This window comes from Streptomyces sp. NPDC059256, from assembly GCF_042753785.1.
Taxonomy (GTDB): domain Bacteria; phylum Actinomycetota; class Actinomycetes; order Streptomycetales; family Streptomycetaceae; genus Streptomyces.
Window position 1 is genome coordinate 76,776 of sequence record NZ_JBHYZO010000017.1, and the last position, 18,815, is coordinate 95,590.

Consider the following 18,815-nt stretch of genomic DNA (forward strand, 5'->3'; position numbering starts at 1 on the left):
CCCGATGCGTCGGGCGAGTGCGCACGAGCGTGACGCACGACGCAGGGGCCACGACGCACCACCCACTGACGCGACCGCGTTCGGCGCCGTACGGGCCGGACGCGGTCGCGTCAGTGGGTGCCGAACGAGGGCGAGATCCGCCCTCGCGACGGTCGGAAGGGAGCCGTCAGCGGCTGCTCGCCCCGCTGCTCAACCGCCAACCGGCCGCCTCCTCGTGGCTGCGCCACAAGTCCTGGTACTTCCCGCACCGGGCCAGCAGTTCATGGTGGGTGCCACGGTCGAGCACACGGCCGGCGTCCAGCACGACGATCTGGTCCGCCCCGACGACGGTGTGCAGCCGGTGGGCGACCATCAACAGGGTGCGCCGACCGGCGAGGGCGCGCATCCAGCGGCGCACCACCAACTCGTTCATGGGGTCCAGCGCGGCCGTCGCCTCGTCGAGCAGGACCACCGGTGCGTCCTGGAGAGCGACGCGGGCGAGGGACACCCGCTGCCGTTCGCCACCGGAGAGGCCGGAACTGCCCGAGCCGACCGGTGTCTCCCAGCCCCAGGGCAGCCGGTCGACGATCTCGTCCACGCCGGCGACACGAGCCGCGGCCAGCAGCTCCTCTTCGCTGGCTCCCGGGCGTCCGAGGAGTACGTTCTCGCGGATCGTGCCCTCCAGGAGCACAACGTCCTGGAGGACGACCCCGAGGCTGCGATAGAGGTCGTCGGCCGACAGTTCGCGCACATCGACCCCACCGAGCAACACCTGACCCTGATCGGGGTCGATGAAGCGGGCCGCAAGGCGCAGCAACGAACTCTTGCCCGCACCGGACGCACCCACCAGCGCCGTCGTACTGCCCGGGGGCAGATCCAACTCGATCCCGTCCAGCGCCCAGTCGGATTCCGGGTACGAAAGGCGTACTTGTCGCAGGGTGAGTCGGAGCCCTCCGTCAACGCCCGGCTGGGGAACCGGTGTGGGGTCGGACGCCATGGTCAGGGGCTCAGCGGCGAGGATATCGGCGGCCCTGCGAATCGAAGCGGCGCACAACCGCATCCCGCGGGCGAGTTCGGCGACCGCCCCGATCGGTTCGGTGAACCTGAGGACCAGGACGAGCAGGGCGATGAGCAACGCGATGTGCGCGTCGTCGTGGAGGAGCAGCCAACCGACGACCGCGGCCAGCGCCGCCACCGCCAGATGGATCGTGGTGCCGAAGCCGGCACGCGCCAACAACTCCCGTCCCACGCCGGTCCGCATCACCTGCTCCCGTTCGTCGAGCGCGTCGGCGAGGAGGCGATGCCCCAACCCCAACTGGCCGCTGGCCCGCAGGGTCGACTGGGCCTCGGCGAACTCGATGATCCGAGCGGTCGCCTCGGACTGCGCCCGATGGGTGCGCTCCTCGCTGCGGTCGATCACGGCGCTGCTGCGTCGGTGCACCAGCCACAGCAGCGGTGCTGCCGCCACCATGACCAGGGCGGGTCGCCAGTCAACGGTCGCGGTGACGACGACGATGACCGCCGGTGTGATCACGCCCCGCAGCATCGGGGCCATGGCCAGCAGCACGGTCTTCGTCACATCGACGGCCCCCGGCCAGATCGCCCGGATCAGACTGCCGGTGTGGGCGGGGGAGAACCACCCCACGGGCAGGGTGGACAGGTGGTGGGCGATGCGACGGTGGAGTGCGTTGATGGCGGCGATGGTCGTCTGGAGGGCGATGTCGGTCTGCCAGGCACGCAGCACCAAGGTCGCCACCACGGCCACGGCCAGCGCCGAGAACCAGGCCCAGGTGTGCGGTCCGTCGTCGAGTACGGATGTGAGCGCCGGCAGGGTCAGGCCGAACGCGACCCCTTCCAGTAGGGCATAGCTGGCCGCGAGCCACAGTTGGCGTCGGTAGGCGCGTGCGGTCTCGGGGTCGAACAGGCCCAGAAGTGTGCGCAACATCAGGCCACCTGCTCCTTGCTCCGGTACGCGTTCCACAGCTGTCGGTACACGCCCGCGACCGCGATGAGTTCCTCGTGCCGTCCGATCTGTGCGACACGTCCCTGGTCGAGCACGACGATCTGGTCCACCTCGGTCACCGTGGCCGGTCGGTGTGCGATCACCAACACGGTCCGGCCCTCGGCCAGGACGGCGAGGGCCGACTGCACCTCCGCCTCGGTCTCCGGATCGATACCGGCGGTCGCCTCGTCGAGGACGAGGACATCCGGGTCGGCCAGGAGCACACGGGCGATGGCGATGCGCTGCCGCTCCCCACCGGAGAGCGTGGCGTCCTGTCCGGCGACGGCGTCGTAGCCCTGGGGGAGTGCCTCGATCCTGTCGTGGATGCGGGCGGCCTTGGCCGCGGCGATGACCTCGGAGTCGGTGGCGTCGGGCTTCGCCAGCCGGATGTTGTCCCGGAGCGAGGTGCGGATCAGCTGGGCGTCCTGGAGCACGAAGCCCACGTGTCGGTAGAGGGTGCCGGTCGTCATCTCACGTACGTCCACACCGCCGATCAGGACCTGGCCCTCATCGGTGTCGTAGAACCGGGCGAGCAGCGCGGCGACCGTGGACTTGCCGGAGCCGGAAGGCCCCACGAGCGCGGTGATCGTGCCGGGGCGCAGTTCCAGGTTGACCTGGTGGAGCACGGGCTCGTCGGGCTGGTAGCCGAAGGTGACGTCGCGGAGCACCACGTCCCGGCCGGCGGGGTGTCGATCGATCTCGGGTTCCGGCAGCGCCGGGGTGCCGAGCAGCCGACCGATGCGCTCGGCCGCGAGGTGTGCCGTGCGCATTCCGGCGCGGGCCGTCGCGATGTCCTGGAGGGGGCTGGAGACGGCCACCGCGACCAGGGCGAAGGGCAGCAGGTCCGGTGCCGAGAGCCATCCCGCCGTGACCATGGCGCCGCCGACGCCGAGCACGAGGGCCATGGTGGTGACCGGGTCCACCAGGGCTCCGTTGCGTACGGTGCGTCGGTTCTCGCGTACGTACGCCGAGGTCTGTGCGGCCCGGAACCGATCGCTCGCCGCGACCATGGTGCCGGCGCCGTCACCCCTGCGCACCACGCGCAGGGTGGGCAGGTCGCGGACGAGTTGGGTGATCGCGTCCACCAGCGAGGACAGGGCGACCATCACTCCGCGCTGACGTTCGCCGGCGCCGGCCAGGAGGCGGCGCTGCTGGAAGTGGACCACGGTGCTGGGAAGGACCACGAGCAGTGTCAGCCGCCAGTCGACGGTGACCAGCCAGCCCACGGCGATCGAGGGGGTCACCACGGCGGCGACGACCTCCATCCGACCGTGTGCCACGGCTGCGTGCAGTTCTTCCACATCGCCTTGGAGGGTCTCCAGCGTGCGTCCGCCCGATCCAGCGGTGAACCAGCCCAACGGCAGGCGGGCCAGATGCGATGCCACCCGGTTGCGGACCGAGCGCTGTACCCGTAGGTCGGCCCGGTGGCTCAGGGCGTAGGCGCTGAGTCGGAGCAGGAGTGCCGCCACGGCGGAGGCCGCGATGAGGAGCACTCCGTAGACGATGGGTTCGGTGCGGCCCGATCCCAGCGCTTCATCCGCGATCAGCCACAGCCCGACATAGGGCAGCAGGGTCAGGACGGCGGAGAGCGCCTGGAGGGACAGGGCGCCGCGGAGTAACCCTCGTGCGTCGGCGGTGAGTTCATGAAAAACGCGTGGATCGACCCGTGATGGCTTCGAACTTTTTTGGCGGTCGGTCACGCGAATTGCTCCTTGGCAGGGAAAGCGATGGTCGGGTGGCGAATACCCTCCCGACCCTATCCAGTCATTAGGCAAGCCAAACCTAACTCCTTGCGGCTTTGGGGGGTTGACGGTTCAATCGCTCATTCCTTTGAATAGGTAAGCCTTACCTAACTTTTTAGGGAGCTGTGGCTGTGGGGAACGAGCGTCTTCTGCGCCAGTCGGAGATCCACGCGATGGTCGCCGAGCAACTGGGCATGTCCAGCGCTGAAGTGGACATCGACGACAACCTGGTTGAACTGGGCATGCATTCGCTGGGCATGATCAAGCTGGCGGCTGCCTGGCGGCGCGCCGGCCATGACGTCAACTTCGGCGATCTGGCGCTGGATCCGACCGTCAGGCGTTGGGGAGAGCTCCTCGCCGAACGATCCACCGCAACGCCACCCCCCGCGGAACCGGGGGCACGTCACACCGCCCGCCCTACACCCTCGCAGACCCTCTCGGCCGATGACACCTTCGGCCTGGCCACCATGCAACACGCCTACTGGGTCGGCCGGTCGGACGAACAGGCGCTCGGCGGTGTCGCCGCCCACCTCTACGCCGAGTTCGACGGGCGGAATGTGGAACCCGAACGGCTGTCACGTGCCGTGGACGCCCTGGTGCGCCGGCATCCCATGCTGCGCTGCCAGTTCCTGGACCACGGTCGGCAACAGGTCCTCGACCGGGCCAAGTTACCCGTCTTCCGGTACGTCGACCTGAAGTCGCTGTCCGACACCGAAGTGGCGGAGCGGCTCGCCGAGATGCGCCACACCATGACCCACCAGCGGATGCCCGCGGCGGACGGCAAGGTCTTCGACGTCGTCCTCACCGAACTCCCCGGCGGTCACACCCGGCTCCACGTCGACGTCGACATGCTCGCCGCCGACGCGCTCAGCTATCGACTGCTGATGGCGGACCTGGCCGAGTTCTACACCGACGGCGACGGATCGATCGACGCCCTCGACTACACCTACCGCGAGTACCTCGCCGAGCCATCCCGGACCCGGCCCGCCGAGCGCGAGCGGGCCTGGTGGCACACGAAGTTCCCCGAGCTCCCAGATCCACCGCGGCTGCCGCTGGTCCCCGAAGCCGACCGCCCCGATCCACATCTGACCGTGCGGTACGACCACTGGATCGACGCGGCGAGCAAAGAACGGCTGATCGACCGCTCGCGTCGGGCCGGCATCACGCCCGCGACCGTACTGGCCGCGGTCTTCGCCGAAGTCGTGGGGCGCTGGTCGAGCGAGCAGCACTTCCTCCTCAACCTGCCCCTGTTCAATCGGGAACCCACCCATCCGGACGTCGAACGGGTCGTCGGCGACTTCAGCAACTCCGTGATGCTCGCCATGGAGTGCTCGAACGACGCCAGCATCCTGGACCGCACCCGTGACCTGCAAGGACGACTCCACGACGGGGTCTCCCACGCCGCGTACCCCGGCCTCGACGTACTGCGCGACCTCGGACGTTACCGAGGGGAACCACTGCTCGCACCCGTCGTGTACACCAGCGGGCTGAATCTGGGCGAACTCTTCCGCGACGAGGTGCGAGACACCTTCGGTGAGCCCGTGTGGATCGTCTCCCAAGGGCCGCAGGTCGTACTCGACGCGCAGGTCGTCGAGTTGCGCGGTGGACTCCTGCTCAACTGGGACGTGCGCGAACACGCCTTCCCGACCGGGCTGATGGCTGAGATGTTCGGGCGCCACCGCGAGATCATCGAAGAGCTCCTCGCCGACGACGCGGACTGGACGCGTCCGCTCGGCTCCCAACTGCCCCCTGCACAACAGGAGGTGCGGCGCCGACTCAACGGTGGCACCGCACCGCGGTCCGGACGGTGCCTCCACGACGCGTTCTTCACCGCGGCGCTCGACACCCCCGAGCGGACTGCACTGTTGTGGGGAGAGGGACAGTCGCTCGACTACGGCGCCCTGCGCGAGCGGACACTGCGCGTCGCCGCAGCGCTACGGGACCGCGGCATCGGTCCGGGGCAGGCCGTCTCCATCCAACTGCCCAAGGGCGTGGACCAGGTCATCGCGGCGATCGGTGTGTTGGCCGCCGGCGCCACCTACGTCCCCATCGGATACGACCAGCCCCCGGCGCGGCGCGACCGCATCCAGCAGATCGGCGAAGTCGTCCTCGGGATCGTGCCGCCCTCCGCGGCCGACGACCGATCCGCACCCTCCGTGCCCGTGCTGAGCCTGGACGCCGCAGCCGCGTTCCCCGAGCCGCTGTCGGCTCCCGTACCCGTGGACGACGACACCATCGCGTACGTGCTCTTCACCTCGGGTTCCACCGGCGAGCCCAAGGGCGTGGAGGTGCCGCACTCCGCCGCGGTGAACACCATCGAGCGCTGCATCGAGATGTTCGACGTCACCCGTGACGACCGCAGCCTCGCTCTGTCGCCCCTGGAGTTCGACCTCTCGGTCCAGGACGTCTTCGGACTGCTCTCCGTGGGGGGCAGTGTGGTGGTGGCCGATGAGGCGACCCGCCGCGACGGACACCGGGCAGCCGAGCTCGTCCGGGGCCATCGCGTCACCCAGCTCTACTGCGTACCGGCACTGCTGGACATGATCCTCAGCGCCGCTGCCGCCGATGGACTGGGCGACCGACTGCGTACGGTGCTCGTCGGCGGCGACTGGGTCGGGGTCGACCTGCCGCGCCGGCTCCGCGAACTGGTCCCCGGCTGCCGCTTCGCAGGGCTGGGCGGCGCGACCGAGACGGCGATCCACCACACGGTGTGCGAGGTCACCGGCCCGCTGCCCGAGGACTGCACCGCTGTTCCGTTCGGTGTCCCCCTGGACAACGTCCGCTGCCGCGTGGTCAACGAACGCGGCCTGGACTGTCCGGACTGGGTGGCCGGAGAGCTCTGGATCGGCGGCAGCGGACTGGCCCGCGGCTATCGCGGCGACCCCGACCGTACGGCCGAACGGTTCGTCGACCACGCCGGCGAACGCTGGTACCGCACGGGTGACTCGGCCCGCTACCGGCCCGACGGCACCATCGAGTTCCTCGGCCGCCGCGACCTCCAGGTGAAGATCCGCGGGTATCGGATCGAGCTGGGAGAGGTCGAAGCCGCACTGCGGTCCCTGCCCGGTGTCCAACGTGCCGTGGTTGAAGCAGTCGGTACGCACACCCGGGCACTGGCCGCGGCCGTGGTCGGCGATCCCGCCCTCGACCCCGACCGACTGCGCACCGAGGTCGGCACCCTGCTCGCGCCCTACATGGTGCCCGAGCGGATCGAGTTGCTCGACGCGCTCCCGCTGACCGGTAGCGGGAAGATCGACCGCCGGGCCCTGCGCGCCCGTCTCGCCGTGGGCGGCGAAGAACGGCAGTACACCCCACCGGGGGACGACCTCGAAGACGCGCTCGCACGCATCATCGCCGACGTCCTCTCCACCGAGCGGATCGGCGTCGAATCCGACTTCTTCACCCTCGGCGGCGACTCGGTCCTCGCCACGGTCGCTGTCGCCCGCATCAGGGAGTGGCTCGACACCTCCGACGTGTCCGTCGCCGACCTCTACGCCGGCCGCAATGTGCGCGGACTCGCCGTTCGGCTCGCCGACCGACAGCGCACACCGGGCCGCCTGGAAAAGGTGGCCACGCTCTATCTGGACCTGCTGGCCGACGACGGCACCAGCGCCGGACGGGACCACGGATGACCTCCCCCGCACCACATGAATCGAGCGCGCAGCGACGCAGGGAACTCGTTGCCCGCAGACTGCGAGCGGCCGGGATCAGCGATGCCCGGGCCAAACCGGACACCGCGATTCCGCGCCGTAGCGACCCCAGGAGGGCACCGCTGTCCTTCGCCCAACAACACGCCTGGTCCTACCAGCAGGCCCACCCCGACAGCGTCGCCAACAACCTCTGCCTCGTCCTGACCGCCACCGGAACCCTGGACCTCGACGCCCTCGGAACCGCGTTCGCGGCCGTGGTCGACCGCCACGAGGTGTTGCGCACCACATACCACGCCGACCCCGAAGGCGAGCCGTACCAGTACATCCACCCGACGCTGCCGCCGCCCATCATCCGGGTCGACCTCGGCACCCTCTCGGCACCGGCCAGGCAACAGCAGGTCGACGCCCTCGTCGAGGAAGCCGTGACGGAGCCGTTCGACCTGGCCAAGGAAGGCCCGCTGCGGCTGCGGTTCCTCCGGCACTCCCGGGACTCCCACACGATCGTGCTGCTCATCCAGCACATCGTGTGGGACGGCATGACGCTGGCCGCCATCTCCAAGGACCTGCGGAACGCCTACGAACTCGTACTGCTCGGCAAGGATCCCGACACCGCCGTCGTGCACCCCCAGTACGCCGACTACGCGGAATGGGAGCAACGCACCTGGCGCGAGCGACCGTCGACCGCCGAGGACCACGCCTACTGGCGGCAACGGCTGACACCGCCAGCCGCGCCACTGGCACTGCCGTACCGCGAAGGGGCGCCGGCCGTCCCGAGCGACCAGGGCGCCCGCGAGGACCGCAGGCTCACCGGAACCACCCCCTCCCAATTGCGTGAACTGGCCCGTACCTGGGCGACGACACCCTTCGTCGTCTTCCTCGCCTGCTACGCCGAGGTGCTCCGCGATCGAGCGCAGGCCACCGACATCTCCTTGGGCACCCTCGCGGTGGACCGGGACCACCCGGGCACCGATCGGCTCGTCGGGAACTTCAGCAACCCGGTGGTCCTCCGGTTCGACCTCGCCGGAGCGACGGACTTCGCTGATCTGGTGCGCCGCGTCCAGGACGGCTACGAGCCGGGCTTCGTCCACCGCGGCTATCCGTTCCTGCCCCTCGCCAACGAACTCGCCGGACACGACGGCACCGGCCGGGTGCCGTTCTTCGACTCCCTGGTCGTCTTTGTCGCCCAGGACATCGAGGGCCCGGACCTACCCGGTGTGAGGACGACGTGGGAACGCGCCGACAACGGCGCCGCGCAGTTCCCGCTCGTCCCGCTGGGCCTGGAGGTCTTCGTCCGCGAAGCCGGCATCGACGTCCAGTTCACCTACAGCACGGACATGTTCGACCGGGAGACGGTACGCACGCTCCTGGACGACCTCGACAGCGCACTGCGCCGCGCGAGCGGCACCCGGAGCTAGCTCCGGGCCACGGCACACCGCTCGCGAACAGGAGGAAGACGAACATGCGAACAGGAGCTGTCCACGGTCCGTGGATGCCGGGCAGGGAGCAGCCTGGTGGCGCTCCCCCCGAGGTCGTCGCCCGACCCGGGCGATCGGGCACGACCCACCCCACGGCGGCGCACCGACCCGTGCGGACGGCGCTGCCGCGGGACGCCCGGCCACTCACCCAGGGGCAATGGCGCTCCGCCGACGCAGGAGAGTCCCCGTACGCAGGGGCGAAGCCCTTCGCCCCGTATCACCGGGACGAGGAGATCACCCCGATGGCGCAGGAGCAGGAGATTTCGTGACCGCTCGTGAACAGCAGCGACGTTTGCAGCAGATGCTCTCCCGGGCCGGCTTGCTCGACTCGCCGGAATCACTCGCCCTCGGGCGGGTCCGGGCGGGCACGGACAACGGCCCGGCTCCCCTGTCGCCCTCGCAAGCACGCATGTGGTACCACCAGCAACTCGACGAGAACAGCACGGCGTACAACATCTGTCTGAAACTTCACCCCGAGGGGACCCTCTCGGCGGGAGAGCTCACCAAGGCGCTCGCCCAAGCGGTGGACCGGCACGCGATCCTCCGCACCACGTACCACATGGGTGAAGACGGCGAGCCCTACCAGGTGATCCACGACGAGCACCCCGCGCAGATCATCTCGACCGAACTCGACGCTTCGGTGGAGGACCTCGCGGCCGAGATCGACGTACTGGCCCGCCGGGTCCAGGCCCAGCCCTTCGACCTGGCGGTCGATAGCCCCTTGCGGGTGCTCCTGGTGCAGCAGGCCGGGGAACTGGTGGCCGTGGTCCTGACCCTGCCGCACATCGCGGGCGACGGCGGCTCCCTGCCCACCGTCCTGACCGAGATCGAACACAGCTTCCGTGGCGACACCGCACCACCCGGGACGGCACCGGCCATCCGGTACATCGACTATGTGCGTTGGCAGACCGGACACCTGGGCGAGCCGGACGACCCCGGGAGCCTGCACACAGCCCAACTCGACTACTGGGAAAGGGAATTATCCGGACTCGAAGCCGAATTGCCCCTTCCTCTGGACCGTCCGCGGGGAAGGAAGGCCACTTTCGCGGGAGCACAACACCGAAGGTGGCTGGCCCCGGAACTCTCCGCTGCCCTGGTGGGGTTGGCCCGCCGGCATCAGATCAGCCCTCTGATCCTGCTTCAGGCCGCCGTCTCGGTGGCCCTCAGCCAGAGCGGCTGCGGTTCCGACATCCCCCTGGGCACACCGGTGGACCTACGGGCGGACTCCGCACTCTCCGACGTCGTCGGATTCTTCAGCAACACCGTCGTCCTGCGGACCGACCTCGGCGACGACCCCGACTTCAATGAACTCCTCCAGCGCGCCCAACGCACCATGGTCGGCGCACTGGAACACCGTGACATCCCCTTCGAACGGGTGGTCGAGCGAGTCAATCCGCCGCGCTCGCCCGCGCGCAACCCGCTGTTCCAGGTGATGATCGCCGCCACCCGCCCCTGGCCCCGCCTCCAACTGGGCGATGTCGGCGTCGATGTGGTCGAACCCACGCACACCCAGGCCAAGCTCGATCTGACCTTCGCCATTCACGAGCGCCCCGAAGGCGGCCCGCTGGGTGTCTCCGTCCTCTACTCCCTCGATCTCTTCGAGAGCGACACGGCACGCGGACTGTTGGAAGCGGTCATCGGCGTACTGGGCCAGGTCGCCTTCCACCCCAGGCTCCGCCTCTCCCAACTGGCGCACTTCACCCCCTGCGAGCTCACCCCCCGCGGGTCCGAGATCGCCGCGGTGGTGTCCCAGTCCGTCGACGGGCCGACCCGTTCGTCCACGGCCACCACATCACGCACCGTACGGCTCCTGCCCGGCACACCGGCCGAACCGGTGGCCGCAGCCGTGTACGCCCTGCTGGCCGGACATGACGCCCTACGGCTCACCGGCGAGGCCGGGCAGTGGCGGATCCGTGACGCGGCAGAAGCACTGGAGCGCCCGGTCCTCAGCGATACCCTCGATGACCGGCGGTTCAGCGCCCAACTCCAGGGAGCGGGCGGCCCCGCCCCCACCCTCACCCTCACCGCACCCACCACCTGGGTGGACGAGGAGTCGTGGCGCGCGCTCCTGGCGGCCTTCGACACGATCCGTGAACCACTGGCCGCCGCAGGCACGGAACACAACGAGACCGGCTCCGGCTTCGACGCTGACGCCGGCTCCGCATCGGCCGGCCGGCCGAACGTCGAGCGACCCGCGGCCAGCTATCTCGACTACCTGGAGCGCACCGCAGCACTCGCCGAGGACATCGGACTCGCCGACCGGGCCGAAGCCTGGCTCGACCTGCTCGAAGCAGCCGCCACGAACCCCCCGCCACCCGCTCCGCCCGGGCGGACACCCATGGCGCGCACCGTGGAGCTACCGCCCTCGGCCGGCCGGTTCGGCACCAGCGCGCTCCGCGACGCAGCCCTCGCAGCCCTTCGCCCCGCCCTGCGCCCGGAAGCCGCCGTCCTCATCGGGGTCGACGAGCCGGATCGGGACGGTCATCCCGCCGTCGGCGCCGGACGGTGCCGACGGGTCTTCCCCGTACTCCTGCCGGAGTACGCCGAGGGCGAGCGGACACCGGACGGAGAACGACTCCTCGCGGCGCTCACGCCCATCGACTCCGTGTACGCCACCAGCTACCAGTTGATCCGCGAGGTGAGCCCGCACACCGCAGGCGCACTGGACGAAGCACCGGAACCAGAGCTGCGCCTCACCATCACCATCACCGATCCCGGCGACGAGGCTGGCACTCCCACGGCCGTGGCGCTCCCACCCGAAGGACCCGATCTGGCGGTCCGATGGGAGTTCGGCGGGGGAGTACGCCGCGCGGTGATCACCGTCGCCGCCGAGAGCGAAGACTCCGGCACCGAGCTCCTCGACCGCTGGGCCGGCGCGCTGCACGCATGCGTCCTCGCCACTCCCACCCCGTCCACGCCCGACCAACCCTCCCGACTGGTGCCCCTCACGGCGGCCGAACACCGCACCCTGGAGGGCACGTTCGGCCCGCTGCGCGACGTCCTCCCCCTGTCCCCGCTCCAGGAGGGCCTGCTCTTCCACCTGCTGAGCGCACAGGACAAGGCCGATGACGTCTACACCTCCCAGACGTCCCTGGAGCTCACCGGTCCGCTCGATGTCGAACGGCTGCACCAGGCCGTCGCCGCGGCCCTCGAACTCTGCCCCACCATCGGCGCGGGCTACGCCGACCTGGGCGGGCGGCTGGTTCAAGTCATCCCGGAACGGATCGACATCCCCTGGCGCCACCTCGACCTCTCCGACGCGGCCCGCTCCGCCACCGACGAGGCGGCACAGCGCTTCGCCGACGAGGAGTACCACGCCGACTTCGACCCGGCCCGCCCACCCATGGCCCGGTTCGCCCTGCTGTCGTTCACGCCCGATCAACACCGACTGCTGTTCACCGCACACCACGTCCTCGTCGACGGCTGGTCCATCCGTCTGCTGCTCAATCTGGTGCTCAGGCTCTACACCAACCCCGCCGACGTCGCCCGCCCGCGTCCGTTCCGCGACTTCCTCGCCTGGCTCAGCGAGCAGGATCCCGACGCCGCTGAGAACGCCTGGCGCGAACTGCTGGAACACGCCCAGCCGACCCTGTTGGCCAGGGACGCACCAGGAGTCGACGCCACCGCGGACCACACAGGCGAGCAGAGCCGCCAACTCCCCGCACACCTCATCGAACAGGTGGCCGTACTCGCCCGGGCCACCGGAACCACCGTCAGCACGGTCCTGGAGCTGGCCTGGGCCGGGTTGCTGATGCGGATGAGCGGCTCGTCCGACGTGGTGTTCGGCAGTGTCGTCTCGGGCCGCCCGCCCGAGCTCGACGGCATCGAAACCATGGTCGGGCTCCTGTTCAACACCGTACCGACCCGGGTCGCCGCCAGGCCCGGCACATCCGTGCGCGACGCACTGGCCGGGCTCCACCGCCAAAAGTCCCTCCAACTGCGCCACTCGCACCCCGGCCTGTCGCGACTGCAACAACTCGCCGGGCACAACCCGCTGTTCGACACCCTCTTCGTGGTGCAGAACCTGCCGCGGCAGTCACCCGACGAGCGCTTCGGCCCGGACGGCGACCTGCGGCGCACCGGCGCCTCGGTACGGGATGCCACGCACTACCCGCTGAGCATGGCCGTCACACCCGAGTCCGACTCGATCGCCCTGCGGCTGATGTACCGGACCGATGCATACGACGACACCGCGGCCAGCACACTGTTCGACCGGTACGTCCGTTGTCTGGAGCTGCTCACCACCGCTCCGGACCTGCCGCTCCACCGGCTCGATCTGCTCTCGTACGCCGATCGGCGGCAGTTGCTCGAAACCAACAACGCCACCCGGGCCGAAATCTCGGACCTCTCGGTGAGCGATCTGCTGACCCGGCAGGCCGAACGCACACCGCAGGCCCGTGCCCTCGTCGCGGGCGAGACCACCCTGTCCTTCGCGGAACTCGCCGCGGCAGCGCACCGCATAGGCCACCTCCTCCTCTCCCACGGGGTCGGCCCCGAACACCGGGTGGCGCTGCTGCTGCCGCGCGCCGAGTCGATGGTCGAAGCCCTCTTCGGCGTCTTTGCGGCCCATGCCGCCTATGTTCCGATCGACGGGGACACCCCGACCGGGCGGATGCGCTCCATGTTGGAACAGGCCAAACCCTCAGCCGTCCTCACCACCCGCTCCCTGGCCGAGTCGCTGCCCAAGGAGTGCGCGGTCGACTTCCAGGTCATCGCCGTCGACGACCCCGACGTCCGCGCCGAACTGGCCGCGCACCCGGCGACCCCACCGCTACCCGCCAGGCCCTACGGCCTCGACCACCTTGCGTACATCATCTTCACCTCGGGCTCGACCGGTGCGCCCAAGGGTGTCGCGGTGCCCTACCGGGGTCTGACCAATATGTTCCACAACCACCAGGACAAGATCTTCCGCCCGGTCCTTGAGACACAGGGCGGACGCCGACTGCGCATCGCCCACACGACGTCCTTCTCCTTCGACGCCTCGTGGGAACAGCTCCTGTGGCTGCTGGCCGGCCATGAGGTGCACGTGCTCGACGACGATCTCCGGCGCGATCCCGACGGCCTCATCGACTACTTCGACCGCCATCTCATCGATGCGTTCGACGTCACCCCCACCTACGGTCAGTACCTCGTGGACCACGGTCTGCTGGAACGCCCACGGCCGCGCGGGCAGGGCGACGGCGCCGGGGTGGTGTTCGTCTCGCTCGGTGGGGAAGCGGTCGGCGACGCGCTGTGGACCAGCCTGCGGGAAGCCCCCGGGGTCGGTGGCTACAACCTGTACGGACCCACCGAGTACACCATCAACGCCCTGGGCGCGGACGTCACCGACAGCACCACCCCGAGCGTCGGACGTCCCATCTCCAACACCCGGGCGTACATCCTGGGCGACGGCCTGTTGCCCGCTCCCGTCGGAGTGGTCGGTGAGCTCTACCTCGCCGGAGTGGGCCTGGCCCGCGGCTATGTGGGCCGGACCGCGCTCACCGCCGAACGGTTCGTCGCCGACCCCTTCGGCGGCCCCGGAGAACGGATGTACCGCACCGGGGACCTGGCGCGCTGGCGACCCGACGGAGGCATTGACTTCCTCGGCCGTTCGGACAACCAGTTGAAGATCCGCGGCTACCGGGTGGAACTCTCGGAGATCGAGAACGCCCTGGTCGCCCATCCCACCGTCGCCCAGGCCGCCGTCGTCCCGACCCGTGGGCCCGACGGCCGAACGACGGAACGGCTCGCCGGATACGTCGTCCCGACGGTCACCGGAACGCCGGAGGTGATCGACGTCGCCGAACTGCGGGAGCACCTCGCGGACCTACTGCCCCCGTACATGGTCCCCGCGACCCTCACACCGGTGGAGCGGCTGCCGCTGACGATTAACGGCAAGCTGGATGTGGCCGCGCTGCCCGAACCGGCCGCCGCCGCCCCCGTCGAACGCAACCTCCCGAGGACGCCCACCGAAACGGCCGTGGCCGAGGTCTTCGCGGACCTGCTGGCCATCGACACCGTCGGCCGCGACGACGACTTCTTCGCACTCGGTGGACACTCCCTCCTCGTGGTCCGCCTGGTGGGCCGACTGCGCGAAGCCCTGGACACACCGATGTCGGTGCGCCAGGTCTACGACGGGCCGACTCCCGCACTCCTCGCGGCACTCATCGGCGGCGACGACCCCGACGAACCCGACGACACCGACGATCGAGCACCCCGGGTGGAGCACACGGCCTCCGTACTGGTCGCCGATGCCGTGCTGGACGAATCAATCACCGGGGTAGGTCTCCCGTCCGCGGCCAAGGGCTGGGGCACCGTACTGCTGACCGGCGCATCCGGATTCCTCGGCTCCTTCCTCATCGCCGAACTCCTGAAGGAGACCTCGGCCCAGGTCCTGTGCCTGGTGCGGGCCGAGAACGAGGCGGCAGCAGCCCGACGCATCCGCAGCGCGATGGAGAGCTACCACATCTGGGAGGACCGCTTCGCCGAACGGATCGTCGCGATACCCGGCGACATAGCCAAGCCCCGACTGGGCGTCACCCCCCAGTGGTACGAACGCATCTGCGCCGAGACCCGGACGATCCTGCATAACGGCGCGGCCGTCAACGACGTCGAACCGTACGACATGGTCAAGCAGACCAATGTGCACGGCGCGCGGGAGATACTCCGGATCGCCACGACCGGCACGGTCAAACACGTCCACTTCGTCTCCACCGTCTCCGTCGCGGTCCGTGCCGGTGCCAATCCGCCCGTCATCGCCGAAGACACCAGGCTGCGCGCCGACGAGGTGCTGACCAACGGCTATGTGAGCAGCAAGTGGGTGGCCGAGGAGTTCATGCGGGCCGCAGCGGAACGATCCATCCCGACGACCATCCACCGCCCGGGCCGGATCAGCGGTCACAGCGCCACCGGAATGTGCAGCACCGGCAACGGTTTCTGGTACTTCATCCGCGCCATGGTGCTGCTCCGGCAGGCGCCCCAGTTGGAACGCGACCGCATCACCATGGCGCCCGTGGACTACGTGGCCGGCGCGATCGTCCGACTGGCCACCGTCGAGGACGCCCCCGGCAGCACCTACCACCTGGTCAACGACCAGTCGATCGCCATCGTCGACATCCTCGACGCCCTGCGCACGGAGGGGTACGAACTGCCCGTCGTACCCTTCCCCCAATGGCGGGACAGGCTCGACCGCGAGGCCATCGAAGGGGCGGAGCGGGGAGACGACTCGCTCGCCCAGGCCGTGCTGCTGGCCGAACACCACGCCAAGTACGACGGCGACCACACCGAATCACGCGTCGGGCAGGACCGGGCCCTGGCCCACCTCGCACCCTCGGGATTCAGCTGCCCGCCCGTGACCCCCGAGGTGCTCGCGCGCTATGTGCGGCACTTCATGGCGGCAGGCTTCTTCCCCCCACCGCCCGGGACCGCCACGGCACAGACCGAAGGCGCCATGGAACAGACCGAAGGCGCCACGGACCGGATCGACGGCGCCACGGATCGGATCGACGGCGGCGAAGGACGGCTCTCGTGACCACTGCGATCATCAACGGCCGGCGACTGACGTACACCGAACACGGCTCGGGCCGCCCCGCCGTGCTGGTCATGGGCACCGGCAGCCCCGGACGGGTCTGGCAACTGCACCAGGTCCCGGCACTCGTCAAGGCCGGCTACCGGGTGATCACCTTCGACAACCGCGGGATCGACCCCGACGACGGACCGCCGCCCACCGCCGCATCGCACCGCTTCACCCTCACCGACATGGTCCAGGACGTGGCCGGGCTCATCACCCACGTCCACGACGGCCCCGCCGTGGTGATCGGCACCTCCCTGGGCGCCCGGATCGCCCAGGAAGTCGCCCTCGCCCGACCTGACCTGGTCACGCAGCTCGTCGCCATGGGCGCCTACGCCAGGCCCGAGCCCGTCCAGGACCTGCTCACGGCGGGCCAGTGCGCCCTCCACGACCAGAAGACGGTACTGCCACCCGCCTTCCACGCGGCGATCACCGCACTCCAGAACCTGTCGCCCAGGACACTGCGCGACGCCGTCGCCGTACGGGACTGGCTCGATGTGTTCGAAGCGTCGGGCTCCCCGATCACCGACGGCGTGCGAGCCCAGTACGCCGTCCAACTCGCCGACTCACAGGACCGACGCCACGCCTACGAACGAATCACCGTTCCCACTCTGGTGATCGGATTCGCGGACGACCTGATGATTCCCCCCTGGTTGAGCCGGGAAGTCGCCGACGCCGTACCCGGTGCGCAGTACGCCGAGATCGCCGACTGCGGGCACTTCGGATATCTGGAGCGCCCCGACGCGGTCAACGCGAGCATCCTGCGGTTCCTCGCAGAACACCAGAAGACACCGGCCCCGGAAGCCACCGAAGGAGGACGGGTGGGAACCCGGTGAACCGCAACCAACCGCGCGACGACGCCCAGGAACGATCCACCGCGCACACCGAGCCGATTGCGCCGTCTGTGCCCATCGCGCTGACCCGCATCGACGGACTGCTCGCCGAGAGCGCCCGCCGCACCCCCGACGCACAGGCCATCGGCGACATCGACACAACGGCGAGCTACGCAGAGCTCAACGCCGAGGTCAACGCCCTGGCCGCCCGATTACACGAGCTGGGGGTACGCCCGGGACACCGGGTGGGCGTCCTCGTACCCAAGTCGAACAGCGCCGTCACCGCCCTCTACGCCGTGCTGCGCGCCCAGGCGGTGGCCGCACCGCTGGACTGCTCCGACCCTGCGGAACGCATCACCCGAGCGGCCCACAACGCCGGGCTCGACTTCCTGATCACCGTGCCAGGAGCAGGCGCACGGGCCGCCGAGCACCTCATCGACAGACCCGGAACCCGCCACCTCGAACTGTCCGGAGGGCTCACCCTCCACCCCCTCGCCCCACAGGACCGCGAGGCGACGGACGACGCCTACATCCTGTTCACCTCCGGCAGCACCGGTTGGCCCAAAGGCGTTCTGCTGACCCACGACAACGTGCTGCACTTCGTTCGCTGGGCCACCGACACCCTTCAGATCGAACCGCAGGACCGCATCGGCTCCCAGGCGTCGCTCACCTTCGACCTCTCCACCTTCGACCTCTTCGGAGCCGCACTGGTCGGAGCGTGCGCGGTGATCCTCCCCGAAGAACTCAAGGCGTTCCCCCGGGACGTGATGCGCTGGTTGGTCGACGAGCGCATCACCGTGCTCTACGCCGTCCCCACGCTCTACCGCGCCCTGTGGGAGCGGGGCGGCATCAGCGCTGCCGCCGTTCCCGGGCTCCGGGTGCTCGCCTTCGCCGGCGAACCCTTCCCGCCCAAGACACTGAGCGAATACCTCACCGAGTTCGCGAACTCCACCTGGTGGAACCTCTACGGACCCACCGAGACCAACGTCTGCACCTACACCTCCATCGAGGCGGACTGGAGCGCGGCGGACGGCACCTCCATCGGCCGGGCCATCGACGGGGTCCACGTGGACCTCGCCACCGACGCCGGTACGCCCGGACAGGAGGGCGAGATCGTCGTGGCCGGCCCCACCGTGTTCCGCGGGTACCTCATCGACGGCGAATTGCACGATCCGACCGAGCCGTTCTCCTTCGCCGACGGCGTGACCCGACGCGCCTACCGCACGGGCGACCTCGCCCACCGCGACGATCAGGGTCGACTGTGGCTGCACGGCCGACGCGACCACCAGGTCAAGGTGCGCGGCAATCGCATCGACCTGGGCGACGTGGAGAGCGCGGCGGCGGCCGTACCCGCCGTACGAGCCTGCGCCGCAGTCCTGGGCCCCGAGGACGCGGACGGCGCGCGTCTTCTGCTGTACGCCGTCACCGACGACCTCGACGACCAACGCCTCAGAGCCGCACTGACGTTGGCGCTGCCACGCCGCATGATGCCGCACGAGGTGAGGGTCGTCCCCGAACTACCGCTCAACAACCGCGGAAAAGTGGACCGGACAGCACTCGCCGCCCGGCCCTGAACGAACGAGCG

The 18,815-nt window shown here is 69.8% G+C and carries 8 protein-coding genes; 6 read left to right on the forward strand and 2 right to left on the reverse strand.

Annotated features, from left to right (window positions below; genetic code table 11):
• Positions 1-166 precede the first annotated feature (166 nt).
• Both ACFXJL_RS27015 and ACFXJL_RS27020 read right to left on the reverse strand, forming a co-directional pair.
• Complete coding sequence (locus tag ACFXJL_RS27015; RefSeq protein ID WP_384696574.1) at positions 167-1,924, reverse strand: ABC transporter ATP-binding protein; 1,758 nt, start codon at positions 1,922-1,924, stop codon at positions 167-169.
• Entirely contained in the window at positions 1,924-3,681 is a 1,758-nt protein-coding gene (locus ACFXJL_RS27020; protein WP_384696577.1) for an ABC transporter ATP-binding protein, read from the reverse strand. The genes ACFXJL_RS27015 and ACFXJL_RS27020 overlap by 1 nt, the downstream gene beginning before the upstream one ends.
• 173 nt (positions 3,682-3,854) lie before the next feature.
• Between ACFXJL_RS27020 and ACFXJL_RS27025 the strand changes: the two genes are divergently transcribed.
• The 6 genes from ACFXJL_RS27025 to ACFXJL_RS27050 are packed head-to-tail and all read left to right on the forward strand — an operon-like array spanning position 3,855 to position 18,804.
• On the forward strand, positions 3,855-7,355 hold the full coding sequence (locus ACFXJL_RS27025) for an amino acid adenylation domain-containing protein (protein WP_384696580.1): 3,501 nt from the start codon (positions 3,855-3,857) through the stop codon (positions 7,353-7,355).
• Positions 7,352-8,788, forward strand: coding sequence for a condensation domain-containing protein (locus tag ACFXJL_RS27030; RefSeq protein ID WP_384641051.1), 1,437 nt, complete (start codon positions 7,352-7,354; stop codon positions 8,786-8,788). The genes ACFXJL_RS27025 and ACFXJL_RS27030 overlap by 4 nt, the downstream gene beginning before the upstream one ends.
• Positions 8,789-8,832: 44 nt before the next feature.
• Positions 8,833-9,117, forward strand: coding sequence for a hypothetical protein (locus ACFXJL_RS27035; protein ID WP_384696583.1), 285 nt, complete (start codon positions 8,833-8,835; stop codon positions 9,115-9,117).
• Positions 9,114-16,358, forward strand: coding sequence for an amino acid adenylation domain-containing protein (locus ACFXJL_RS27040; protein WP_384696586.1), 7,245 nt, complete (start codon positions 9,114-9,116; stop codon positions 16,356-16,358). Before ACFXJL_RS27035 ends, ACFXJL_RS27040 begins: the two co-directional genes overlap by 4 nt.
• Positions 16,355-17,233: an alpha/beta fold hydrolase gene (locus ACFXJL_RS27045; RefSeq protein WP_384696589.1), complete on the forward strand. Its 879-nt coding sequence runs from the start codon at positions 16,355-16,357 to the stop codon at positions 17,231-17,233. Before ACFXJL_RS27040 ends, ACFXJL_RS27045 begins: the two co-directional genes overlap by 4 nt.
• Complete coding sequence (locus ACFXJL_RS27050) at positions 17,230-18,804, forward strand: amino acid adenylation domain-containing protein (RefSeq protein ID WP_384696592.1); 1,575 nt, start codon at positions 17,230-17,232, stop codon at positions 18,802-18,804. Before ACFXJL_RS27045 ends, ACFXJL_RS27050 begins: the two co-directional genes overlap by 4 nt.
• Positions 18,805-18,815: the final 11 nt, after the last annotated feature.

Excerpts from the sequence above, each read along its gene's own strand:
- ACFXJL_RS27030 (WP_384641051.1), top strand. The coding sequence starts at position 7,352 with ATGACCTCCCCCGCACCACATGAATCGAGCGCGCAGCGACGCAGGGAA.
- ACFXJL_RS27015 (WP_384696574.1), bottom strand. The coding sequence starts at position 1,924 with ATGTTGCGCACACTTCTGGGCCTGTTCGACCCCGAGACCGCACGCGCC.
- ACFXJL_RS27035 (WP_384696583.1), top strand. The coding sequence starts at position 8,833 with ATGCGAACAGGAGCTGTCCACGGTCCGTGGATGCCGGGCAGGGAGCAG.